Here is a 23,074-nt window from a genome sequence, read left to right as displayed (position 1 = left end):
AAAATGCGTTTCAGATAAGGGGCGCCAGCAGTTCCCGGTAGACAGGGATGGGCCACCGGGCGGCGCTGCAGTCCTTCTCCAGCTGGTCCAGCACGTCGCGCAGCAGGTCCTGGGCGTGGCGCACGCTGCCCCCGTAGGCTTCGGTGCGCGCGTGGTGCGATTCCAGGGCCTCGGCCGCCACCATGGCCGCCTTGAGGGCCACCAGGCGCTCCTGGGCAACCCCGGCGAGCCGGGTCTGGGTCTCCAGCGCGGCCTTGAGCGGGGCCGGCACGGGGATGCCCACCGCGGCCAGCTTGCCGAGGGCGTCGGCCCGGGCCCCCAGGTCCTCGACGATGGCCGGGAGGAGCAGGGTCTCCGCCATCTCCCGCAGCACCTGCGCCTCGATGGACAGGGCCTTCTGGTACTGCTCGTGCCGGATGTGCAGGCGGGCATCGCACTCCCCGGCGGTGAGGATGCCGCTGCGGCTGAAGACCTCCTTGGACTTGGCCTCCTCCCAGATGCGCAGGGCGGCGACGGTGTCCCGGGCGTGGGGCAGGCCCCTGCGCTCGGCCTCGACCGTCCATTCCTCGGAATAGCCGTTGCCCTCGAACCGGATGGCCCGGGTCTCGATGATGGCCTCCCGGATGACCGCGATGGCGGCCGCGCGGGTGCCCTTGCCGGCGGCCATCTCCTCGTCCATACGCGTGTTCATGGCGTCCAGGGCCTCGGCCACCGTGGCGTTGATGACCGTGAGCGGGAAGGCGATGGCCTGGGAGGAGCCCACGGCGCGGAACTCGAACTTGTTGCCCGTGAAGGCGAAGGGGCTCGTGCGGTTGCGGTCCGTGGCGTCCTTCTCCAGGGCGGGCAGGCTCCCCAGCTTCAGGTCCAGGAGCTGCTTCTCGCTGGCGTCGGCCACGTCGCCGCGTTCGATGGCCTCCAGGATGTGGTTGAGCTGGGAGCCCAGGTAGGCGCTCATGATGGCCGGGGGGGCCTCGTTGGCCCCCAGGCGGTGGTCGTTGCCCGCGAAGGCGATGGAGGCCCGCAGGAGCCCCCCGTGGCGGTGGATGGCCTTGAGGGTGGCGCCCAGGAAGTACAGGAACTGCAGGTTCTCCTCGGGGGTCTTGCCGGGGTCCAGCAGGTTGTGGCCCTCGTCCGTGGCCATGCTCCAGTTCACGTGCTTGCCCGAGCCGTTGACGCCGGCGAAGGGCTTCTCGTGCAGGAGCACCGCCAGGTTGTGGCGCTCGCCCACGCGCTTCATGATCTCCATCAGGAGCTGGTTGTGGTCCGAGGCCAGGTTGGCGGGCTCGTAGATGGGGGCCAGCTCGAACTGGTTCGGGGCCACCTCGTTGTGGCGGGTCTTGGCGGGGATGCCCAGCTTGAAGCACTCCAGTTCAACGTCCTGCATGAAGCCCAGGACCCGCTCCTTGATGCTGCCGAAGTAGTGGTCCTCCAGCTCCTGGCCCTTGGGGGGCCGGGCGCCCTGGAGGGTGCGGTTGGCGAAGATGAGGTCGGGCCGATCCCGGGCCAGGTCCAGGTCCACGAGGAAGTACTCCTGCTCGGGCCCGCACTGGGGCACCACCTGGGTGGCCCGGCTCTCGAAATGGCCCAGGGCGTGAAGGGCGGCCGTGCTCACGGCCTCCATGGAGCGCAGCAGGGGCAGCTTGTTGTCCAGGGCCTCGCCGTGGTACCCCACGAAGGCGGTGGGGATGCAGAGGGTCGTGCCCAGCGGGCTCTCGATGAGGAAGGCCGGGCTGGTGGCGTCCCACACGGTGTAGCCCCGGGCCTCGAAGGTGGCCCGCAGCCCCCCCGAGGGGAAGGAGCTGGCGTCGGGCTCGCCCTGGATGAGCTGGCTGCCGCTGAACTTCTCGATGACCACCCCCGCCTCGTCCCAGGCGATGAAGGCGTCGTGCTTCTCGGCGGTGGCGCCGGTCATGGGCAGGAACCAGTGGGTGAAATGCGTGGCGCCGTGCTCCAGGGCCCACTCCTTCATGGCCTGGGCCACCCCGTGGGCCGTCTCCGGGGACAGGGGCTCGCCGCGCTTGAGGCTGTGGCGGAAGGCCTTGAAGACCTCCCGGGGCAGCCGCTCACGCATGGTCCGCTCGTTGAAGGTGTTGCAGCCGAAGAAGCGGCTCACCTTCATCTCGTCGAGGCTGTGGATGTCGGAACCTTTGATCGTCTGGGCGTTGGACATGATCCCTCCTCGGAATGGGAAAAGCGAGCCGCCGGGGACGGGGCCCGGGACCTTTCTAGGGGTGTGACTCACGTCACAGGATAGGGAGTCCCCCATGCCCCCTCAAGCGATTCGTGTAAATCCAACTATCTAATATGATTAGTGGTTGTAAAAAATAAATTTCGACAGTGCGGTAGAATCACCCCATGAGCGCGCCCGCCCCCTACGTCCCCGACCTGGAAACCATCGACCCCGCCCTGGACCTCCTGGCGGAGATCGCCCGGCTCCGGAAGGAGCGCAACGCCGTGCTCCTGGCCCACTACTACCAGGAGCCCGAGATCCAGGACCTGGCGGACTTCGTGGGCGACAGCCTCCAGCTGGCCCAGGCCGCGGCGCGCACCGAGGCCTCGGTCATCGCCTTCTGCGGCGTGCATTTCATGGCCGAGACCGCCAAGATCCTCAACCCCGGCAAGCGCGTCGTCATCCCCGACCTGGACGCCGGGTGCAGCCTCGCGGACCGGTGCCCCGCCGACGCCTTCGGCGCCTGGCTGAAGGACTACCCCGACCACGTGGTGGTGAGCTACATCAACTGCTCCGCCGGCGTGAAGGCCCTCTCAGACATCATCTGCACCAGCTCCAACGCCGTGCGGGTGGTGGAGAGTATCCCCGGGGACCGGAAGATCGTCTTCGCCCCGGACCGCCACCTGGGGCGGTGGGTCATGCGCCAGACGGGGCGGGACATGGTCCTGTGGCCCGGATTCTGCATCGTCCACGAGCAGTTCACCGCCACCCGCCTGGCCCAGCTCAAGGCCCGCCACCCCGCGGCCAAGGTCATCGTCCATCCCGAGTGCGACGCCACCGTGAGCCGCATGGCCGACTTCGTGGGCTCCACCGCGGCCCTCCTGAAGTTCGTGGAGAAGGATCCGGGCACGGAATTCATCGTGGGCACCGAGGCGGGCATCCTCCACCAGATGAAGCGGCTCCGGCCCGAAGCCGAGCTCGTCCCCATCCCCGCCGACAGCGGCTGCAACTGCGCCCTGTGCCCCTACATGAAGCTCAACAGCATCGAGAAGCTCTACCTCTGCCTGCGGGACCTCAAGCCCGAGATCCTCCTGGACGAGGACCTGCGCCGGCGCGCGCTGGGGCCCGTGGAGCGGATGCTCGCGCTGGGCTAGGGGCTACTGCAGGGTGGGATGCACCAGCGACTCCGCGAGGCGGAGCGTGAGGGTCTCCAGGGGCGACGCGATGCGCGCCACGCCTCCCGGCTGCTGCGGGAGCGCGCGGAAATGGGGCGGAGGCGCGAGGACCACTTCCGCCGGCCGCGGATCCCGGGGCTCCAGGTCCCGCCAGGTGTCCAGGGGCACGCGGCGGCGCCGGCCCCCGAGGCCCAGCTCCAGGGCGCCCGTCCAGTCCATGTCCAGCTCCAGCCAGGCCCCCAGCACCACGCCCGGGGCGTTGTCCAGGGCGAGGCAGCAGCCCGCCACGGCCCCGCCAAAGAGGCCCACCCAGGCCAGGGTGGGCGTGGGCGGCTGGCCCAGGATGCCCCCGGGGCCCTGCACCGCCAGATGGTCCAGGAAGGTGCCGTCCCAGCGCCGGACCGCCGCGGGCCGCGGCAGGCAGGGCAGCAGCTCCACCTGGGCCGCCAGGGGCGCCAGGGCCTCCGGCAGGCCCTGGCGCCCCTGCCACTTCTCCGCGTAGGCCACCACCTGCCGGGCCCGGTTCAGGGCCCTGGCGCCGCCTTCCAGGAGCTGACGCAGGCTGGGGGGCACGAGCTCCGCGGCCAGGGCCTCGGCCCGGCCCTCGCCAAGCTTGGCCAGGCGCAGGCGCTCCAGCCGGTTGAGATCCACGACCCGGGCGGGATCGCTGGGCAGCTGGGCCACCAGGGCCCGGCGTTCCGTGGGGCCCTCGGCCCAGCAGGCGGTTCCGAGCCTCATGCCTACTCCTGCGTGCGAAGCCACGCCTGGGTCTCGGGCCGCAGCGGCCTCGGGCGCCCGGTGGCGAAGTCCATCATGACCTGCACGGTCTGCCCTTCGGCCAGCACGACGTTGTCGGTGGCGCGCACCACCTTGTAGGCCAGGGAGAAACTGGTGTTGCCCTGGTGGGAGCAGCGCAGGTCCACCCGCACCGCGTCCCCCAGGAGGATGGGCTTGCGGTAGTCCAGCTCCACTTTGGCCACGACGAAGCCCTCCTCCTGGAAGGGACGGCCCGCCAGGAGCCTTGCCCACCAGCCGACGCGGGCGCACTCCAGGTAGGTGACGAAGGTGGCGTGGTTCACGTGCCCGAGCGCGTCCAGGTCCGCGAACCGCACGTCGATGGACTGGGAAAAGGCCATGGGGACTCCTGCTGACAATGTATCATCCTGGGTCATGGACAGTCGCGGCCACGAGCCCTGGAACCCTGACCGGACGTGGGCCGATCCCTTCATCGCGACCCTCGCGCTGCTGGTCGTGCTCGCCGTGGGCTTCAACGCCGGCGCGCGCCGCGCCAGGCCCGCGCGCCCCTCCACCCGGGTGGAGCTCCAGGGTCGCATCGCCGACGTGACCCTGGCCGCGCCCCGGGTCCTGGGCGCCCTGGCCGGCACCGCCCTGGGCTCGGGGGAGGCCCTGGGCAGCCTCGAGAAGAGGACCGCCCCCGGCTGGGACCGCGCCATCCTCGCCGTGCACGCCGCGGAGCGCGGCGACCTCGCCTCGGGCGCGCGCCTTTCCGGCACGGTCCCCGACGCAACCTTCCGGGAGATCTGGTCCTGGGCCTATCAGGGCGCGGGGCGCGCGCCCCTCCCCGGGGAGCTGGCCGGGGTCCTCCGGGCCCTGGGCGAGGGCTATGCCGCGGGGATGCTCGAGGCCCGGTGCGCGGCCCGCGCCGGCGGCGATCCGAAGCCCGCCGAGGCCCGGGCCTCGGCCTGGGTGCTGCCGCGGCTGGCGGCCCTGGCGGCCGCCGGGCTCGCCGCCGCGGTGCTGGCGCTGGGCGGCCTGGCCATGGCCATCTTCCTCGCCGCGGTCCCGGCCCGTCCCCACGCCCCGCCCAGGTTCGCCATGTCGGGAAGGGCCCTGCTCATCGTGCTCCTGGGCTGGTTCCTCACGCACCTGGGGGCCGGCTTCGTCACCGGCACGGCGCTGATCCTCCTGCCCTTCCTGCGCCCCGCGGCCCTGCCTCTCACCTACGCCCTCCACGCCCTGCTGGGCACCGCCTACCTCTGCTGGGCCGAAGACATCGGACCTCGCGAACTGGCGGCGCGGGTGGCGCCGGGTCGCGCGGGGCGCGCGCTGGCGTCGGGCCTGGGTTTTTTCGCCCTGGCCTTCGCCGCCGTCCTCGCGGTCTCCGTGGCCCTCAGCCCCTTCCTGCACGCCGCCGAGCCTCCCCAGAAGGACCTGATGGACCTGCTCTCCCGCATGCGCGGGCCGCTCTCGGTCGGGCTCCTGTTCCTCACGGTGGCCGTGGTGGCGCCGGTCTTCGAGGAGCTGCTGTTCCGGGGCCTCCTGCTGCCGTGGCTGGGGGAACGGCTCGAGGCGCGCCTGGGAAGGCGCCCAGGCTGGCTCCTGGCCGTGGCCGTCAGCGGCCTGCTCTTCGGCGCCATGCACCTTCAGCCCCTGGGCCTGCCCACCCTGGGCACCCTCGGCATCGTCCTGGGCTTCGCCTTCCTGCGCACCGGCAACCTGCTCACCAGCATCCTCGTGCACGGACTCTGGAACGGCGGGATCTTCCTCTTCATGAGGTTCTTCGCCTGAAGGCCACTATTGTTGCTTCGGGCCATTATCGGCCTAATCTGGGGGGAGGAGGATCTCCATGTCCCGGAGTCCGAACACCGCCCTTCCCGTCCAGGACGACCCCTCGGCCCTTGCCTTCCGCACCTTCCTGGCCGTGGCGGAGCGCTGGGGCCTGCCCGTGAAGGAGCGCCTGGCCCTGCTGGGCATCGCCAAGAGCACCTACACCGTCTGGCTCAAGCGCCTGGAGACCGGCGACCTGCGCGACGTGGACGGCGACAAGGTGGACCGCATGGCCTACGTGCTGGGCATCTACGAGCTGTCGGGCAGCGTCTTCCCGGACGGCGTGGCCTGGACCACCCGGGCCAACCAGGCGCCGGTCTTCGGCGGAAGGCGGCCCCTGGACCGCATGCTGGACGGGCGCATGGAGGACCTCATCGAGACCCTGGGCTACCTCAAGACGGCGTCCATGGGCCTGCTGTGAACCACGTCCACTTCCTCAGCCATCCCTGGCACCAGCTGAAGTTCCTTTCCGTCTCCCCCCTGGCCCAATTGGTCCCGCCCGGGGACCGGCCCGAACTAGCCGCCCTGCTGGCCCGGGCGGGCGTTTTCAAGTCCTGGCCCTCCGGCGCCCGCAGGCCCGACCGCCTCCCCCAGCTGCGGGCCTACCTGCAGATGCCCGGCCGCGGCCCGGCCAGCCGCTTCTGCGACGGCACCTTCCGCGCCGTCTACGCCGGAGGGACGCCCGAGACCTGCGTGGCGGAAATGGCCTACCACCACGGGCAGGCCCTGAGGGACAGCGGGGAGCCGGCGGGCGCCGCCCGCATCTTCGAGTCCCTGGCCCTGCGGGTGGGCGGCTCCTTCGCGGACGTTCGGAAAGGGCGGGGGGAATTGCGCCGGAAGGACGACTACGGGCCTTCCCAGGCCTTCGGCGCCGCCTGCCGGGCCGGGGGGGAGCCGGGCATCCTCTACCGTTCCGTGCGGCGGAAGGACGGCGAGTGCCTCGCCATCTTCCAGGGTTCAAGCGTCAAGGCATGCAGCCTGAAGGAGGTCATCGCGCTGCGGTGGGACGGGAAGAAGCTGGGCTGACCCATCCCAATTCCTCGGCGAACCTCGGCCCCTCGGCTGCCCCCGCGATGCTTTCTGGTTCAAGCCGTTGCGGAGCACAGAACCTTTGCGCCGCAAATCATGGAAAAGAAAGGCATCGCCGAGGCAGCCGAGGGGCCGAGGTTCGCCGAGAAAAGAGGGGAGCTACCTTGCGTATTCCACAGCCCGGGTCTCGCGCATGACGGTGACCTTGATCTGGCCGGGGTACTGCATTTCCCCTTCGATGCGCTTGGTGACGTCCTTGGCCAGCCAGAAGGCCTGGTCGTCGTTCACCTGGCCGGCGTCCACCATGATGCGGATCTCGCGCCCCGCCTGCATGGCGAAGCTCTTCTGGACGCCCTTGTAGCTGTTGGCGATGGCCTCCAGGGCCTCCAGGCGCTTGACGTAGGTCTCCAGCATCTCGCGGCGGGCGCCTGGGCGGGCAGCGCTCAGGGCGTCGGCGGCGGTGATGAGCATGGCCTCCACGGTCTTGGGCTCGAAGTCCCCGTGGTGGCAGCTCATGGCGTGGATGACGGGGTCCTTCTCGCCGAAGCGCTTCAGGAGCTCCATGCCGATCTCGATGTGGGTGCCCTCCACTTCCCGGTCGATGGCCTTCCCGATGTCGTGGAAGAGGCCGGCACGGCGGGCGAGCTTCTGGTCGGCGCCCAGTTCGGCGGCCATGTACTCGGCGATGCGGGCCACCTCCTTGGTGTGCTCCAGGACGTTCTGCCCGTAGCTGGTGCGGTAGTTCAGGCGGCCGATGAGCTTGTGGAGCTTGGGGTGCACGTCGGGAAAGCCCAGGGAGATGGCCGCGGCCTCGCCCAGTTCCTTGAGGTGCTGGTCCATGTCGATCTTGGTCTTCTCAACCACCTCCTCGATGCGGGCGGGGTGGATGCGGCCGTCGGCCAGGAGCTTGAGGATGGCCTGGCGGGCCACCTCCCGGCGGATGGGGTCGAAACTGCTCACGACGATGGTCTCGGGCGTGTCGTCCACGATGAGGTCGCAGCCCGTGGCCTTCTCCAGGGCCCGGATGTTGCGGCCCTCGCGGCCGATGATGCGGCCCTTGAGGTCGTCGCTGGGCAGCTGCACGGAACTCACCGCGGCCTCGCTCACCACGTCGGAGGCCAGGCGCTGGATGGCGGAGACGATGGTCCAGCGGGCCTTCTTCTGGGCCTCCTCCACGGCTTCGTCCTCGATGCGGCGCACCAGCTTGGAGGCGTCCATCTTGGCGGTGTACTCCAGCTGGCTCACCAGTTCGAGCTTGGCGTCCTCCCGGGTGAGGCCGGCGATGTCCTCGAGCTTGCGGGCCTGCTCCTCGGTCAGGCGCTTGGCCTCGGCCTGGAGGGCGGCCAGCTTCTCCTGCTCCTCCTTGACCCGCTCGGTCTTGGCTTCCACGTCCTTCTGCTTCTGGTCCACCTGGGTGAGCTTCTTGTCGAGGCTGTCCTCCTTGCTCTGGAGGCGCTGCTCCTGCTTCTCGAGGGTCTGCAGCCGCTCGTTGGCGAGCTTCTCCGCCTCCTGGCGGGCCTGCAGGGCCTGCTCCTTGGCCTTGAGCTCGGCTTCCTTGCGCAGGGCGTCCGCCTCGCGCTGGCCCCGGTTGATGACCTTCCCGGCCTCCTTCTCGGCCTCGGCCAGCAGGCGGTCCCGCTCGGCCTTCAGTTCGGCCTCGGCCTTGGCCGTGGCCTTGGACACATCCACCACGGCGGCCTGGGCCTTCTTCATCTGGAAGAAGAACCCCACGGCGGCCAGGACCGCGAGGGCCAGAAAGACATAATCCAATGGGTTCATGGGACAACTCCTAGGGGGGGTTGGAGGTGTCGGCTTCAGAACCCATGGACGATTGAGGATCCCCGCTCGGTCGTGGAGGCTTGCCGTGTTCCCTAGCAAGTAGGGGGGCTACCAGGTTCCCAGTTTAAGGCGCGCCGTCGCGCGGAACGCACAAGGCTGGGGGGAAGGTCTCCCGTGGCGTAATACGGAACAAGCGCTTGGCCGTCTCACGGGCCTCGCAGGGATCAGATTCCAGCTTCCTCTTCCGTCCCCTTGAAAAGGGGGCCGACCGAGGGATTCTCTTCGTCCGGAACATCGTCGAGTAGCTTGGAGAGGGTCAGTTCCAGGTCCTGTGTCTGCCGACTTTTATCCTGTTCCAGTCGCGCCACGCGGTGCGCCAGGTTCAGGGCCCCCATCAGCAGCCATGTGGATGTGTCCAGCGCTGATGGTGGAACACCCCATCTTAGCTCATAGGCGCGTTCCATGTCGCGGAAGGTGTCCTCAAGAATGGAGGTGGCCCGGGGCAGGTCCTCGGGACCCGCCGTGGAGTGGATCCGGATGGACCGGCCCAGAACCTCCAGCTGGACCTCCTTGGGTGGGGTCATTCGATGCCCTCGACCATCTTAAGAATTGATTCCACTTGCTTCCTCACGCCGTCCCTTTCCTTCTGCCAGGCCGCTTGGTCGGCCTGGAGGTCCTCCAGGCGCCGCCGCAGGTTGCGGAGCTCCTCGTCGCTGCTTCCCATGTCCGCCTTCAGGGCGGCCAGTTCATCCCGGTACTGGTTCCGCTGCTGCACCAGTCCCTGAAGCTTCGTCTCGAGCTGTTTCAGAACGTCCATGGGGGCCTCTTTAGGATTTATTCTAGCCCCGAAGTTGGACTCCGAGGCCCTGGGCGGCGTTCAGGGCCGAAAGAACCCAGGTTTCCACCTCCTCCCCGGTGAGGGTGCGGTCCATGGCCTGGAACCTCAGGCGCATCAGCCAGGCCTGCCGGCCCGGGGGCAGGCTCTTGTGGCGGAAGACGTCCACGCAGCGCAGGTCCTGGAGGGGGGTGGCCGCCAGGGCGGCCTCCATGGCTGCCGTCAGGGCGCCGTAGGGCTGGTCCAGGCCCACCAGGAGGGACAGGTCCCGTTCCACGGTGGGGAAGCGGCTGAAGGGGGCGAAGCGGGGGATGACCCGTTCCCCGGCGTCGGGGATGGCGTCGATGGGCAGCTCGAAGTGCCAGCCCAGGACCGTGCCGCCGCCTTCGGTGAATTCCCACCGGCCGAAGGCCTCCATCTCGGCCCGGGGCACGCCCAGGGCCTGCAGGACGCCCTGGAGGTGGCTGCGGCCTTCGGGGCCGGAGAGCTTCCGGGGCGGGGTGAGGGGGTCCTCCCCGCCCATCTCCCCGCCCCACACGAGGCCCAGGGTCCAGGTCTCCTTCAGGGGCTGGCCGGGCCGGGCCTCGAACACCGGGGCGATCTCGAAGAACCGCACGTCCCGGGCGCCCTTCTCCAGGTTCAGGCGGGCCACCTTGTCCAGGTCCCGCAGGAGGGTGCCGCGCATGAGGGAATAATCCTCTCCCAGGGGATTGGCCAGGGTCCGCCGGGCGGGCCCGTCGCCCAGGACGTCCTCCTGGGGGTCGCCGAAGCCCAGGGTGACGGTCTGGAAAAATCCCAGGTTGGCCAGGCGGGAGGCGAGCTTGCGCCGCTTGAGATACCCGGGGGCCAGGGGTTCCGGGCTGCTCTCCAGGGGGGGAAGCACGGAAGGGATGCCGTCGTAGCCCAGGAGGCGCAGGACCTCCTCGGCCAGGTCCTCGGGACAGGCCAGGTCGTGGCGCCAGGTGGGGGGCGTCACGCGGGCGCCTCCGGGGACCGGCTCCAGGGCGCAGCCGAGGGCCCGCAGGAGGTCCGCGGCCCGGCCGGGATCCACGGGGTGCCCGGCGACCCGGTCCACCATGGCCCAGGGGAGCGCCACGGGGGCCTTGGGGGTGGGCAGCGCGCCCACGCTCCAGGCCGACTGCAGCGTGGCGCCGGCCCAGTCCCGCAGGCGCAGGGCGAGCAGGTCGCGGGCCGGCACGGCCATGGCGGGGTCCGCCCCGCGGCCGAAGCGGTGGGAGGCGTCCGTGTGCAGCCCGTGGCGGTGGGCCATGGCGCGCACGGTGCGGGGATCGAACCAGGCGCTCTCCAGCAGGACCCGGCGGGTGGCCCCGGTGACCTTGGTGGCGTCGCCGCCCATGACGCCCGCCAGGGCCACGGGGCCGGCCCCGTCGGCGATGAGGAGGTCCCTGGGCGTGAGCTTGCGCTCCACGCCGTCCAGGGTCACGAGGGTCTCGCCGTCCCGGGCCCAGCGCACCGCCAGGAAGCCCTGGATGCGGTCCGCGTCGAAGGCGTGGGTGGGGTGGCCGTAGCGGTGGAGCAGTTCGTTGGAGGCGTCCACCGCGGGCATGTCCTTGGCGGAGGATCCCAGGGCGCCCAGGAAGGCCTTCACCGCGGCGGGGGTGCCCTGGGCCCTGCCCAGCTCCAGCACGGCCGTGGCGTAGAAGGGGCCGGCCTCGCCGGCCTCCAGGCGGACCGGGAGCTGGGGCTCGCCCGGGGCGGGCGCCTGGACGGGGAGGGCCGTGAGGGCCGCGCCCAGCTTGGCGGCCAGGTCCCGGGCGATGCCCCGGTGGGACTGGGCGTCGCCGCGGTTGGCGGTGATGTCCACGTCGAGGACCGTGGTGCCGTCCACGGTCTCCACCCCGTCCACGGGGAAGCCGAGGCCCGCGAGCAGCTCGCAGAGGTCGGGGGTGGACGTTCCCGCGAGGGCCGGGAGCTCCTGGTGCAGTGCGCCGCGTTCGATGAGCATCAGTCCAGCCCTCCCATGGTCTTGAGGAACCTCTGGTCGTTTTCGAAGAAGAGCCGGAGATCCGGGGTCTGGCTCACCATCATCGCGGTGCGCTCCACGCCCATGCCGAACGCGAAGCCGCTCCACACCGCCGGGTCGATGCCGGCGTAGGCCAGCACGTTGGGGTGGATGAGGCCGGAGCCCAGGAGCTCCACCCAGCCCGAGCCCTTGCAGACACGGCAGCCGCTCCCGCCGCACAGGGGGCAGCGCACGTCCATCTCGGCGCCCGGCTCCACGAAGGGGAAGTAGCTGGGCCGGAACCGCACCTCGGCCCCGGGCCCGAACAGGGCCTTCATGGCGTAGGCCAGGGTCCCCTTCAGGTGGTGCATGCCGATGCCCTTGCCGATGAGCATGCCCTCCACCTGGTGGAACATGGGGCTGTGGGTGGGATCGATCTCGTCCTTGCGGTAGACCCGGCCCGGGGCCAGGAAGCGGATGCCGCCGCTGCGCTCGAGGGCGGAAAGGCCGTCGGGGCCCTTCTCCGCGATGCGCTTGAGGACCCGCACCTGCACGGGGCTGGTGTGGGTGCGCAGCAGGAGGCCGTCGGCGTCCCTGAAGTAGAAGGTGTCCGCGCTGCCCCGGGCGGGGTGGTCCTCGGGGATGTTCAGGCCGTCGAAGTTGTGCTCCTCGGTCTCGGCCTCGGGCCCCTCCTCCACGTGATAGCCCAGGGGGCGGAACACGTCCACCAGGCGGTCCATGAGGCGGTTCAGGGGGTGGAGCGCCCCCTGGGCCGGCAGGGGCGGCGGCAGGGCCGGGTCCCAGGCGTTGGCCAGGGCGGCGGTGGCCTTGCGGGCCTCCTCCAGCTCGGCCTGGCGGGCCTTGAGCCCTTCCTCCCACCGGGTCTTGAGGGCGTTGGCGGCCGCGCCCAGCTCGCGCTTCTGGTCCTTGGGGGCCGCCTTGAGCAGCTCCATCAGGCGCGCGGCGTGGCTGCCCTCGCGTCCCACATAGGCGCCCTTCAGGCGCAGGAGGGCGTCCAGGTCGGCGCAGGCGGCGAGGGCCTCGGGGAAGATCCGGTGGGCCTCTTCGATCTCGGGTGGCAGCAGGGAGGTTTCCATGGCGTTTCCTCAAAACAGAGGAAGGCCGCATATGCGGCCTTCCGGTCTGTTGCGATGGTGGAGATTGCTTCGCTCAGCCCTTGGCCACGGCCACGAGCTTGGTAAAGGCCTCCGGATTGCGCACGGCGAGGTCGGCGAGGATCTTGCGGTCCAGGTCGATGCTGGCCTTCTTCAGCCCGCCCATGAAGCGGGAGTAGGACATGCCGTTCTGCTCGGCGGCGGCGCCGATGCGGACGATCCAGAGCCGGCGGAAATCGCGCTTGCGCACCTTGCGGTCGCGGTACGAATAGAGGAGGGCCTTCTCGACGGCTTCCTTCGCGCTCCGGTAGAGGCGGGACTTGGCGCCGTAGAAACCCTTGGCGAACTTCAGCATCCGCTTGCGGCGCTGAACCCGCTTAAAGCCACGTTTGACTCGAGTCATCTGTTCTTCCTTTCCTTGTGGCAATCCCGGAGGATTTTGAAGGCCACTGCGGGGGCGGCGTCAGCCGCCGGGGTCGTGGGTTTCCTGATCAGGCGTAAGGCAGCATGGCGCGGACGCGTCCGAGATCGGACTTGTCCACCATTCCGCCCATGTCCAGCTGGCGCTTGCGCTTGCTGGACTTGCTGGTCAGGATGTGGCGCTGGTGGGAACAGCCGCGCTTGAAGAGACCGCTGCCGGTCTTCTTGAAGCGCTTCTGGGCGCCCTTGTGGGTCTTGAGCTTGGGCATGACATACCTCTAGCGGGTGAATGGATCAGAGCGATCCGGCTACCTTCGCCCCTTCTGGCGTGGAACCAGGTTCGTCGGCCGCGGGGGTTGGGGGTTTGGTGGGCTTGACCTTCTTGATCAACTGCTCGACCGGCCTGGGGATGATGATGGCGTGCATGTCGCGGCCATCGATTCCGGCGGGCTTCTCGACGATGCATCGCTCGCCGATCCGGGTCAGCACGTCTTCAATGATCCGGTAGCCGATGTCCCGGTGGACCACTTCGCGGCCCCGGAACATGACGACGACCTTCACCTTGTCCCCCTCTTCGAGGAAGCGGAGGATGTGCTTGACCTTGAAATCGAAGTCGTGGTCGTCGGTGCGGGGGCGGAACTTCACCTCCTTGACCACGATGTTCTTCTGCTTCGCCCGGGCGGCGTGTTCCCGCTTGGCTTCCATGAACTTGTACTTGCCGTAGTCCATGATCCTGCAGACCGGGGGGTTGGCGGTGGGGGACACCTCAACCACATCAAGGCCTTTGGCCTCAGCGACTCTGACGGCCTCATGCGGGGTCATTACACCCAGCTGGGTTCCATCCTCGTCGATGACTCTGACCTCCGCTGCGCGGATGCCATCGTTGATTCTCGTTTCGTTAGCTCGGATACGTTCCTCCCCATCATTGCAAGGAAAGTGATGTTATCAGTCATTTCCCAAAAAATAAAGCAAAGATCACCGCGCCCTCGTCCGGATCTCCTGGATCAGGCTCTCGAAAAACCCCTCCAGGGGCTGGGCTCCCAGGTCGCCCCGGTGGCGATGCCGCACGGAGACCGTGCCGGCGGCGGCTTCCCGGTCCCCCAGCACGAGCATGTAGGGAACCTTGCTCAGCTGGGCGTCCCGGATCTTGGCGTTGACCTTCTCGTTGCGCAGGTCCAGGTCCACCCGCACGCCCAGGTCCAGGGCCCTGTCCCGGATGGTGCGCGCGAAATCGTGGGCCCGGTCCGTGATGGGCAGGATGGCCACCTGGACGGGAGCCAGCCAGGTGGGGAAGGCCCCGGCGCAGTGCTCGATGAGGATCCCCATGAAGCGCTCGAGGCTGCCCAGGATGGCCCGGTGGAGCATGACGGGCTGGCCCTCGGAGCCGTCGGCCTTGACGTAGATGAGACCGAAGCGGCTGGGCATGGAGTAGTCCACCTGCAGGGTGCCCAGCTGCCAAGGCCGCTTGAGGGCGTCGAGCACCTGGAAGTCGATCTTGGGCCCGTAGAAGGCGCCGTCGCCCGCGTTGATGTTGTAGGGCATGCCGGCTTCGTCCAGGGCGGAGGCCAGGGCCCCCTCGGCGTGGTCCCAGATCTCATCGCTGCCCAGCCGGCTCTCGGGCCGCGTGGACAGGTTCACCCGCAGCTCGTCGAAGCCGAAGGTGTGGTAGACGTTCCGGATGAAATCCAGGAAGGAGGCCATCTCCTCCTTCATCTGCTCGGGCATGCAATAGATGTGGGCGTCGTCCTGGCAGAAGGTGCGCACCCGGGTCAGGCCGTGGGTGACGCCGGAGCGCTCGTACCGGTGCAGCCGGCCGAAGTCCGCGTACCGGATGGGCAGGTCCCGGTAGCTGTGCCGGCCGTTGCCGTAGATGAGGCAGTGGCTGGGGCAGTTCATGGGCTTGAGGGCGTACTCCCGCTCGTCCACGGTGGTGAAGTACATGTTGTCCACGTAGTGGTCGTAGTGGCCGCTGGTCTTCCACAGGGCCACGTCCAGGGCCTGGGGGGTGATGACCTCGGAATAGCCCTGCCTGGCGTACAGGGCACGCATGTAGTTGACCAGCTCGTTGTAAACGATGGTGCCCTTGGGGTGGAAGAAGGGCGAGGCCGGCGCCTCCGGGTGGAAGGAGAACAGGCCCAGCTCCTTGCCCAGCTTGCGGTGGTCCCGGGTGCGGGCCTCCTCCAGGAGGCGCAGGTGCTCCTCCAGTTCCTTGGCCGTGTGGAAGGCCGTGCCGTAGATGCGGCAGAGCTGGACGTTCTTCTCGTCCCCCTTCCAGTAGGCGGCGGCGGTGTTCAGAAGCTTGAAGGCCTTGAGCTTGCCCGTGTCCGGCACGTGGGGGCCGCGGCAGAGGTCATAGAAGTCGCCCTGGCGGTACCCGGAAATCCGCTCATCGGCCGGAATGTCCGAAACCAGTTCAACCTTGAGCCCTTCGCCCATTCCCTGGAACAGGGCCACGGCCTGGTCACGGCCGAGTTCCTCGCGCTGCACGGGGACGGCCTCCTGGCTGAGCCGATGCATTTCCGCTTCGATGGCGACGAGATCCTCGGGAGTAAAAAAGGGATCAACCATGAAATCATAATAAAAACCATCCTCGATGACCGGGCCGATCCCGACCTTGGCCTTGGGAAATAGCCGCTTGACCGCCTGGGCCAGGAGGTGGGCCGCCGAGTGGCGGATCACATCGAGGGACTCCGGATCCTTGTTGGTGACCACGGCGACCTTGGCGCCCTCGGTCAGGGGGGCCTTCAGGTCGGTGAGCTTGCCGTCCACCCGCAAGGCCAGGGCGGCATCAAGCAGGCGGGGGCTGATGCTCAGGGCAAGGTCCGCGCCGGTCGCCCCATCCGGCAGTTCGCGGATGGAATCATCGGGAAGACGGACTGAAACTGCCATGGCGATCCTCGCGTCAAACCTCAAGCTTACTCCAAACCCGCACACCGCGCCCGCTCCAAGTGTCGCGGCGTCCCCGGAAGCGCGTTGGCGCCGGGTTTCCCGTGCCATCGCCATCCTGCCGGGGAACCTCGGGGCGCTTCAACGAACTATTAATCAATCTGACGCGGGGGAGGGGGAAGGTGTTGGACATTCTCAAAGGAGCTCTCGTTGCGGGCACGCTTGCCGCAACCTCGGCCGGCGCCACCCCGACGGACGCGCAGGTCTGGGCCCAGTGCATGGAGGCCCGGGCCGCCCTGGAGGCCTGGCGGGCCAACCCGGATCACCGCGGCAAGGTCCAGCTCGTGCTCGGAGCGCGCACGCAGGAGGCCGCCCGTTTCCAGAAGGCCTCCCACCCTCCCGCATTCGCTCCCAAGTGGATCTTCGTGAGCATCGAGGCCCATGACCCTTCGGCCGAGCCCCATGTCCAGCTGGACTTCAACCAGCCGAGGCACCTCGGCTACCTGGCCAGCGCCCTGGCCGGAAAGGTCGACGCCGTCCTCTTCGATCATTCCGTGGTCAAGTTCACGGAATGGACGACGATCCACTACGTTTTCATTAATAAGTTAATGAGCGAACACGGCACCTTTTTTCTGCCCCTGGAGAGCTGGGGTGCCCTCGCCTTCGGAACCGACCCCGGGAACCCCAATGAGCCCTTGAATTTCCAACGACCAACCGGCGATCGCGACTACGATGCCAGGCAGTTCGGCCGGACCCTGCATCTGGCCATGCTCAAGGCCGACGCCAAACGGAGCGAAGGCGGAGGCCTCCAGCCCTGGTTGCCAGGCATGCTTCATGTGCCCATGAATTGGCTGAGCCTGGACGGCGCGACCCGGGCAGGCGCCCTTGCGTTCTGGAAGACGACCTACCTGGTACCGGAACTGGAGGCGAGCCTGAAGTACCGGGCAGGATTCAGGACGGTCACCCGCGTGAGGTTCACACCGACCTTCCTCAAAGGCAATTCCGAGTGCGCTGGCGGCGTGGATTACCTCGCCTGCAGGCGCTGAACGCCGCCGCGGAAGGCGGAGTGCCGGGAGGGAAGGGTCCCGGAGGCGAGCGGGGCCCGACCTTGACGTGGTTCATATTTTATTTATGCTTTCATTGCCGATCAACCCCATCCAGCGCGTTCCCTGTGACGGCCAGGAGCACCCACCTCGGAAAGGAATTCATCCGTGAGCAGCCATCTCAAATAGTTAGTAAATCGGGTTCGCGGAACCAGAGCGCCGGCGTGGGTCGGTGCGATCGTGCGCAACCCGATTTACGGTCTTGAACTTGCCCGGAGCGGCAGGGGCCGGCGCGATTGGGCTTCTATGGGCAAATCGGGCGAGGTCGGGCGCTGGAGGCCAGCCAGGATGGCTCGGCTTGCGGCTCCAGGGCAACCGATTTCCGCCCTCCTGTGGCCTGGTGCCGTTGCTTTCCGGCGCGGACGCAGACGGTCCCTGGCCTGGCTTTGGGACAGGTTCTGGCGCGGGACATGATGGGCGTTGTGGGGACGGTCAGCATAGGGGCTCATAATCGGGTGGTGCCCGGGAGGCGGCAGGTTTCAGGAGGGTTCGGTGGAGCATGCCCCCACAGACTGGGCAGGCCTTCATCTGTTGCTCCAGCCACGAAACCGGCGAGGCCGATGGCTTGGCCTTGGCATCGCCGAGAGCCTCCCGGGCCTGGTCCAGCAAGCCACCTTCTTGGGCGGAGGCGTAGAGCCCGGCGTGCCGGATCTTTCGGAACCCTGGCGGCAGCACGTGCTGGACCAGGCGTGCGAGAAATTCGACCGGCTCCAGGGTGGCGGTACGGCCGAATTTGGTGCGGAAGGTCACCTGCTCATCGGTGACCTCCAGCATCCGGGAGTTGGCGATGCCCACCCGGTGGGTGTAGCGCCCGAGATACTGAAGGACGTGGCTGGACTTTCGGAACGGCTTCTTGACGTGGGCGACCCAGTCCTTGTCCGCCACGGACGCCACAAGCCGGGCATAGTTTGCGCCCTCCCATTCCGGAAAGCCGCCCCCGTCCCGATGGACCCCCAGGGCGGCCAGCAGCTTGCCGCGGAACACGTCGCCCAGCATGGCCCCCGGGAACAGGAAGCGGTGTTTGAGACGGATGAATCCGCCGCCGTCGAGAGCGAGGCCTCCGGCGCTGACCAGGACGTGGACGTGGGGGTGGAAGGTCAGCTCCCGGGTCCAGGTATGCAGAATCAGGGTCAGGCCGAAGGTCAGACCCTTGCGGGTCCGGCCCAGTTCCAGCAGGGTTTCGGCCACGGTGCGCAGCATCGCCTGGTAGACCACGGCCGGGTAGAGCCGGGCCAGAGCCCGCAGTTCCGCCGGGAGGGTGAACACCACGTGGAAGTGGCCGATGGTGAGGATCCGTTTGCTGCGCGCGGCGATCCACTTCTCCTGGGCCAGGGCCTGGCACTTGGGGCAGTGGCGGTCCCGGCAGGAGTTGTAGGCGATCCGCTCGTAGTCGCCGTGTTCGCAGACCAGCTTGTGCCCGCCGAGGGCGGCGGTGCGGCAGCGGCCGATCGCAGTCAGCATCTTCTTCTGTCCTGGGGCAAGGCGATGCCTTGCCTCCAGGTCGGGGCGGTGCTTGCGGACGATTTCGCCGATGTCGAAACGGGGCCGGGGCCCCACGCCTCAATCCGGCAGGTCCTCCAGCGGACTGCGGATGGCGGCGATCTGGCTGGGGGAGACCTGGGTATAGATCTGGGTGGACCGGATGCTGCCGTGGCCCAGCACAACCTGGATCCGGCGCAGGTCCTCCCCGTTCTCCAGCAGGTGGGTGGCGAAGGCGTGACGGAGCATGTGCGGACCCACGATCTTGCCGATGCCGGAGGCTGCCGCCGCGCACAACAGCGCCCTGCGGGCCGTCTCAGGGCAGATGGCGTTGCCGGACTTGGAGGCGAACAGCCAAGGCTTGGGAGGCTGCTCATGCTTGTAGTAGGCCCTCAGCAGGCCGTAGAGCTTGCCATCCATGGGCACCATCCGCTCCTTGCCGCCCTTGCCATGGCGTACGTGGATCACCTTCTGCATGGAATCGATGTCCCGGGTCTCCAGCAAGCTCGCCTCACTGATCCTCAGGCCGGTCGCGTAGATCAGGGTGAAGAACATGCGGTACTTGGCGGTGGTGAACCCGTCCAGGAGACGCTGGATCTCCGGCCGGCCCAGGATCGAGGGCAGGTGCGCCTTGGCCTTGGGAAGGGTGATCCAGGCGACCTTGTCCGGCTGACCCAGGGTCCTGGCGTAGAGGAACTTCAGAGCGGCGTAGTGCTGCCCAAGCCGGGAAGCTCCGACCGCCTGGCCACGTAGGTGGTCCACCCACCGCCGGACGGTCTCCTGGCTGGCATCGGCCAAGTCCTGGCCGAGGAAGTCCTCGAATCGCCGGACTGACCCGACATAGTTCTCGATGGTTCTTTCCGCCCGACCCGCCATTCGGAGATCGCCGGAAAATCGGGACAGAGATACACTATCTGCACGCATGCAGTTCCTCCTTGGTTATGGGGACGGTGCTGTCACACCGCCATAACCAAGGAGCCTGCAATTAGCAGTTTCCGCAAGTCCTCCTGGTCGATCGGGCTGGACGGGCGCTGGTCACCCCTGCCGCGGAGCGGCTAGGTTCAAACCCTCCTCCTGCCGGCCTTGATCCTGGCAGCTGCCTCCGCCGCCTGGGCTGGCTCCTATTCGGTGCGGAACGATTCAGGATCCGACGCCATCTTTTTCGTCGACAACTGGGTTCATTCGGCCCAGTTCGTTGCCCCGGGAAAGACCGCCAATTTCAAGTCGGGCCCGTTCCATTCCGTGACGATGGTGATCAACAATGGCAGCAAGCCCGTGCTGATCCAGACGCCCTACAGCGAAATTCGTCACGGCGCCCAGGTGTGCAACGGAAATGATAATTTCATATTGACCGCGAAGGGTGTGATCCTCTGGAGGTGACCTTCCCGCCACCCCACCCCAGCGAACCGGACAAAAAAAAAGCCCCCCATCGAATGGGGGGCTTTGGATTTTAACGTCGCGGCGACCTACTTTTCCACCTGTGTGCCAGGAAGTATCATCGGCCCTCTGGAGCTTAACTGCCGTGTTCGGGATGGGAACGGGTGTGACCTCCAGGGTAAAGCCACGACGAAGGGGTCAGACTTCGAAGTGTTGAAGCGAAGGGTGAGGCGAGACGAGCCTAAACATAAGCATTGTCTCATTGATTGGATGCAATTGATTGATGAAAAGTCAAGCCAGTGGACCAATTAGTATCGCTCAGCTCAACGCGTTACCGCGCTTACACATGCGACCTATCAACGTCGTGGTCTACGACGGGTCTCGTGGGGAGATCTCATCTTGAGGGGTGTTTCGCGCTTAGATGCTTTCAGCGCTTCTCACTTCCCGACATAGCTACCCAGCATTGCATTTGGAAACACAACTGGAACACCAGAGGTCAGTCCATCCCGGTCCTCTCGTACTAAGGACAGGTCCTCTCAAATCTCCTACGCCCACACTAGATAGGGACCGAACTGTCTCGCGACGTTCTGAACCCAACTCACGTACCGCTATTGATCGGCGAACAGCCGAACCCTTGGGACCTGCTTCAGCCCCAGGATGCGATGAGTCGACATCGAGGTGCCAAACCTTGCCGTCGATATGAACTCTTGGGCAAGATCAGCCTGTTATCCCCGGCGTACCTTTTATCCGTTGAGCGATGGCCCTTCCATGCGGAACCACCGGATCACTATGACCTGCTTTCGCATCTGCTCGACGTGTGTGTCTCGCAGTTAAGCTCCCTTATACCATTGCGCTCTGCGGCTGATTTCCAAACAGCCTGAGGGAACCTTTGCACGCCTCCGTTACTCTTTAGGAGGCGACCGCCCCAGTCAAACTACCCGCCTGACACTGTCTTCCACCCGGATGACGGGCGTGAGTTAGAGATCAGCATTGCGCAGGGAAGTATCTCAACGACGACTCCACCGACCCTAACGAGCCAGTTTCAAAGTCTCCTTCCTATCCTGCACAGCACAATGCCAACCTCAATGTCAAGATGTAGTAAAGGTGCACGGGGTCTTTCCGTCTAAGTGCGGGTAACCGGCATCTTCACCGGTGCTACAAGTTCGCTGAGTCTCTGCTGGAGACAGTTTCCAGATCGTTACGCCATTCGTGCAGGTCGGAACTTACCCGACAAGGAATTTCGCTACCTTAGGACCGTTATAGTTACGGCCGCCGTTCACCGGGGCTTAAATTCGCAGCTTCGCTTGCGCTAACCGCTCCTCTTGACCTTCCGGCACCGGGCAGGCGTCAGCCCCTATACCTCCTCTTTGGAGTTTGCAGAGACCTGTGTTTTTGTTAAACAGTCGCCTGGAACATTTATGTGCCACCACCTCGGGCTATGAACCCTACCGTGGTACCCCTTCTCCCGAAGTTACGGGGTTAATTTGCCGAGTTCCTTCAGCAGAGTTCTCTCAAACGCCTGAGGATTCTCTCCTCGACTACCTGTGTCGGTTTGCGGTACGGTCACACGTGGCTCTCCTTAGCAGCTTTTCTCGGCAGTGTAGGATCAGGACTTTTCGTCAGAGCGCTTGGGCTCATGCCCACCGGACTTCCCTGGCGGACACCCTTGCGAACTTTCGCAGCACATTCCATAGCGCTGCGTCCCTACCTTCCTGCGTCCCTGCATCGTACAAACGAACCACACATGGTGCGGGAATATTAACCAGCTTTCCATCGCCTACGCCTTTCGGCCTCGGCTTAGGGACCGACTAACCCAACGCGGATTGACCTTGCGTTGGAAACCTTAGTCTTACGGCGGACGGGGTTCTCACCCGTCTTTACGCTACTTATGCCGACAGAGTCTCTTCCCATGTCTCCAGCTGTCCTTACGGTCAACCTTCACAGACGTAGGGAATGCTCCCCTACCACAAAGTTCGCAGCTTCGGTACTATGCTTGAGCCCCGTTGAATTGTCGGCACAGACCCGCTTGACCAGTGAGCTATTACGCTTTCTTTAAAGGATAGCTGCTTCTAAGCTAACCTCCTGGCTGTCTAAGCACATCCACATCCTTTTCCACTTAGCATAGATTTTGGGACCTTAGCTGGCGATCTGGGTTCTTTCCCTCTCGACTACGGATCTTATCACCCGCAGTCTGACTGCCGGACTTCACGGCGTGCCATTCGAAGATTGGTTGGATTCAGTAAGCTGGTAAGCCCCCTAGTCCATTCAGGTCTCTACCTGCACGACGAAACATCCGACGCTAGCCCTAAAGCTATTTCGGGGAGAACGAGCTATCACGGAATTTGATTGGCCTTTCACCCCTATCCTCAACTCATCCAAGCGGTTTTCAACCCACACTGGTTCGGACCTCCATTCGGTGTCACCCGAACTTCATCCTGGTCAAGGATAGATCATCCCGTTTCGCGTCTATTCCCAGCGACTGTTCGCCCTATTCAGACTCGGTTTCCCTACGGCACCGCCTCATCGGCTTCGCCTCGCCACTGAAAATAACTAGCCGGCTCATTATGCAAAAGGCACGCGATTCCCCTGGTTTACCATAGGGGTTTCACTGCTTGTAGATTGACGGTTTCAGGTTCTATTTCACTCCCCTCATCGGGGTTCTTTTCGCCTTTCCCTCACGGTACTGGTTCACTATCGGTCTGATGGACCTATTTAGCCTTACGGCATGGTCGCCGCAAATTCCAGCAAGGTTTCTCGTGCCCCGCTGTACTTGGGAACACCAACCAGAGGCGCATCGGATTTCGCGTAAGGGGCTATCACCCTCTATGGCCGGCTTTTCCAAACCGTTCCACTATCCGTGCACTTTGTAACTCTGCACCAGTCATGCGTGACTGGCATGTGGGTCCCTCGACCCCCCCTACGCAACGCTCGCATGCTTACACGTAGGAGGTTTGGGCTCTACCGGGTTCGCTCGCCGCTACTTCCGGTATCACTGTTGTTTTCTTTTCCTGTGGGTACTGAGATGGTTCACTTCCCCACGTTCGCCTCCCAAAGCCTATGAATTCAGCTAAGGGATTGCCAGGCTTTCACCTGACAGGGTTTCCCCATTCGGACATTCCCGGATCAATGTTCGCGTGCAACTCCCCGGGACTTTTCGCAGCTTACCACGTCCTTC

The 23,074-nt window shown here is 66.3% G+C and carries 20 protein-coding genes and 2 rRNA genes (1 of these 22 running past the window's edge); 6 read left to right on the top strand and 16 right to left on the bottom strand.

Annotated elements, in window-relative coordinates:
- Positions 1 to 10 precede the first annotated feature (10 nt).
- Positions 11 to 2,170 carry a glutamine synthetase III family protein gene (locus ACZ5MC_RS01305; RefSeq protein WP_464516875.1) on the bottom strand — a complete coding sequence of 720 codons (2,160 nt, stop codon included), beginning with the start codon at positions 2,168 to 2,170 and terminating at the stop codon, positions 11 to 13.
- 185 nt (positions 2,171 to 2,355) lie between these two features.
- Between ACZ5MC_RS01305 and nadA the strand changes: the two genes are divergently transcribed.
- The gene (nadA, locus tag ACZ5MC_RS01300) at positions 2,356 to 3,324 is read left to right on the top strand and encodes a quinolinate synthase NadA (protein WP_464516874.1); all 969 of its coding nucleotides are present in this window, start codon (positions 2,356 to 2,358) and stop codon (positions 3,322 to 3,324) included.
- A 3-nt stretch (positions 3,325 to 3,327) separates the two neighbouring features.
- On the opposite strand, the gene ACZ5MC_RS01295 is transcribed toward nadA, so the two are convergent.
- Entirely contained in the window at positions 3,328 to 4,083 is a 756-nt protein-coding gene (locus ACZ5MC_RS01295) for a hypothetical protein (RefSeq protein WP_306598446.1), read from the bottom strand.
- Between the two features lie 2 nt (positions 4,084 to 4,085).
- Positions 4,086 to 4,481 (bottom strand): acyl-CoA thioesterase, encoded by a 396-nt coding sequence (locus ACZ5MC_RS01290; RefSeq protein ID WP_306598445.1) that lies wholly within the window; start codon positions 4,479 to 4,481, stop codon positions 4,086 to 4,088.
- Positions 4,482 to 4,515: 34 nt separating this feature from the next.
- Between ACZ5MC_RS01290 and ACZ5MC_RS01285 the strand changes: the two genes are divergently transcribed.
- Genes ACZ5MC_RS01285 through ACZ5MC_RS01275 form a run of 3 tightly spaced genes read left to right on the top strand, consistent with a single transcriptional unit; the run spans position 4,516 to position 6,939 of the window.
- Positions 4,516 to 5,874: a lysostaphin resistance A-like protein gene (locus ACZ5MC_RS01285; RefSeq protein WP_464516873.1), complete on the top strand. Its 1,359-nt coding sequence runs from the start codon at positions 4,516 to 4,518 to the stop codon at positions 5,872 to 5,874.
- Positions 5,875 to 5,932: 58 nt separating this feature from the next.
- A complete protein-coding gene (locus ACZ5MC_RS01280; RefSeq protein ID WP_464516872.1) occupies positions 5,933 to 6,334 on the top strand; it encodes an antitoxin Xre-like helix-turn-helix domain-containing protein in 402 nt (133 codons plus the stop codon).
- A complete protein-coding gene (locus ACZ5MC_RS01275) occupies positions 6,331 to 6,939 on the top strand; it encodes an RES family NAD+ phosphorylase (RefSeq protein ID WP_464516871.1) in 609 nt (202 codons plus the stop codon). The genes ACZ5MC_RS01280 and ACZ5MC_RS01275 overlap by 4 nt, the downstream gene beginning before the upstream one ends.
- Positions 6,940 to 7,101: 162 nt before the next feature.
- On the opposite strand, the gene rny is transcribed toward ACZ5MC_RS01275, so the two are convergent.
- The 9 genes from rny to thrS form a co-directional block, all read right to left on the bottom strand.
- Positions 7,102 to 8,721, bottom strand: coding sequence for a ribonuclease Y (gene rny / locus ACZ5MC_RS01270; RefSeq protein WP_306598440.1), 1,620 nt, complete (start codon positions 8,719 to 8,721; stop codon positions 7,102 to 7,104).
- Positions 8,722 to 8,945: 224 nt separating this feature from the next.
- Positions 8,946 to 9,305, bottom strand: a complete 360-nt coding sequence (locus ACZ5MC_RS01265; RefSeq protein WP_306598439.1) for a cell division protein ZapA — start codon at positions 9,303 to 9,305, stop codon at positions 8,946 to 8,948.
- On the bottom strand, positions 9,302 to 9,538 hold the full coding sequence (gene zapB, locus ACZ5MC_RS01260) for a cell division protein ZapB (protein ID WP_306598438.1): 237 nt from the start codon (positions 9,536 to 9,538) through the stop codon (positions 9,302 to 9,304). Before zapB ends, ACZ5MC_RS01265 begins: the two co-directional genes overlap by 4 nt.
- Positions 9,539 to 9,560: 22 nt before the next feature.
- On the bottom strand, positions 9,561 to 11,522 hold the full coding sequence (locus tag ACZ5MC_RS01255; RefSeq protein ID WP_464516870.1) for a phenylalanine--tRNA ligase subunit beta: 1,962 nt from the start codon (positions 11,520 to 11,522) through the stop codon (positions 9,561 to 9,563).
- A complete protein-coding gene (gene pheS, locus ACZ5MC_RS01250) occupies positions 11,522 to 12,616 on the bottom strand; it encodes a phenylalanine--tRNA ligase subunit alpha (protein ID WP_306598436.1) in 1,095 nt (364 codons plus the stop codon). Before pheS ends, ACZ5MC_RS01255 begins: the two co-directional genes overlap by 1 nt.
- A 73-nt stretch (positions 12,617 to 12,689) precedes the next feature.
- The gene (rplT, locus tag ACZ5MC_RS01245; protein ID WP_306598435.1) at positions 12,690 to 13,037 is read right to left on the bottom strand and encodes a 50S ribosomal protein L20; all 348 of its coding nucleotides are present in this window, start codon (positions 13,035 to 13,037) and stop codon (positions 12,690 to 12,692) included.
- A gap of 88 nt (positions 13,038 to 13,125) precedes the next feature.
- Positions 13,126 to 13,323, bottom strand: coding sequence for a 50S ribosomal protein L35 (gene rpmI, locus ACZ5MC_RS01240; RefSeq protein WP_306598434.1), 198 nt, complete (start codon positions 13,321 to 13,323; stop codon positions 13,126 to 13,128).
- Positions 13,324 to 13,348: 25 nt separating this feature from the next.
- Positions 13,349 to 13,963 carry a translation initiation factor IF-3 gene (gene infC, locus ACZ5MC_RS01235; protein ID WP_306602306.1) on the bottom strand — a complete coding sequence of 205 codons (615 nt, stop codon included), beginning with the start codon at positions 13,961 to 13,963 and terminating at the stop codon, positions 13,349 to 13,351.
- 66 nt (positions 13,964 to 14,029) lie between these two features.
- On the bottom strand, positions 14,030 to 15,943 hold the full coding sequence (gene thrS, locus ACZ5MC_RS01230; protein WP_464516869.1) for a threonine--tRNA ligase: 1,914 nt from the start codon (positions 15,941 to 15,943) through the stop codon (positions 14,030 to 14,032).
- 182 nt (positions 15,944 to 16,125) lie between these two features.
- Here thrS and ACZ5MC_RS01225 point away from each other — a divergent pair, with 182 nt between their 5' ends.
- Entirely contained in the window at positions 16,126 to 16,986 is an 861-nt protein-coding gene (locus tag ACZ5MC_RS01225; RefSeq protein ID WP_464516868.1) for a hypothetical protein, read from the top strand.
- 489 nt (positions 16,987 to 17,475) lie between these two features.
- Here the strand turns inward: ACZ5MC_RS01225 and ACZ5MC_RS01220 are convergent, their stop codons facing one another.
- Both ACZ5MC_RS01220 and ACZ5MC_RS01215 read right to left on the bottom strand, forming a co-directional pair.
- A complete protein-coding gene (locus ACZ5MC_RS01220) occupies positions 17,476 to 18,600 on the bottom strand; it encodes an IS91 family transposase (RefSeq protein WP_464516867.1) in 1,125 nt (374 codons plus the stop codon).
- A 3-nt stretch (positions 18,601 to 18,603) separates the two neighbouring features.
- Positions 18,604 to 19,446, bottom strand: a complete 843-nt coding sequence (locus ACZ5MC_RS01215; protein ID WP_464516866.1) for a tyrosine-type recombinase/integrase — start codon at positions 19,444 to 19,446, stop codon at positions 18,604 to 18,606.
- A gap of 159 nt (positions 19,447 to 19,605) precedes the next feature.
- On the opposite strand from ACZ5MC_RS01215, the gene ACZ5MC_RS01210 reads away from it, so the two are divergent.
- Positions 19,606 to 19,902 carry a hypothetical protein gene (locus tag ACZ5MC_RS01210; protein WP_464516865.1) on the top strand — a complete coding sequence of 99 codons (297 nt, stop codon included), beginning with the start codon at positions 19,606 to 19,608 and terminating at the stop codon, positions 19,900 to 19,902.
- 73 nt (positions 19,903 to 19,975) lie between these two features.
- On the opposite strand, the gene rrf is transcribed toward ACZ5MC_RS01210, so the two are convergent.
- A 5S ribosomal RNA gene (gene rrf / locus ACZ5MC_RS01205) occupies positions 19,976 to 20,091 on the bottom strand.
- A 95-nt stretch (positions 20,092 to 20,186) separates the two neighbouring features.
- Positions 20,187 to 23,074 (bottom strand): 23S ribosomal RNA (locus ACZ5MC_RS01200); it runs 50 nt beyond the window's last position.

Source organism: Mesoterricola sp. JemC181, from assembly GCF_055384585.1.
The sequence above is the reverse complement of the archived record's forward strand: the minus strand, read 5'-3'. Positions and strand labels throughout refer to the sequence as shown.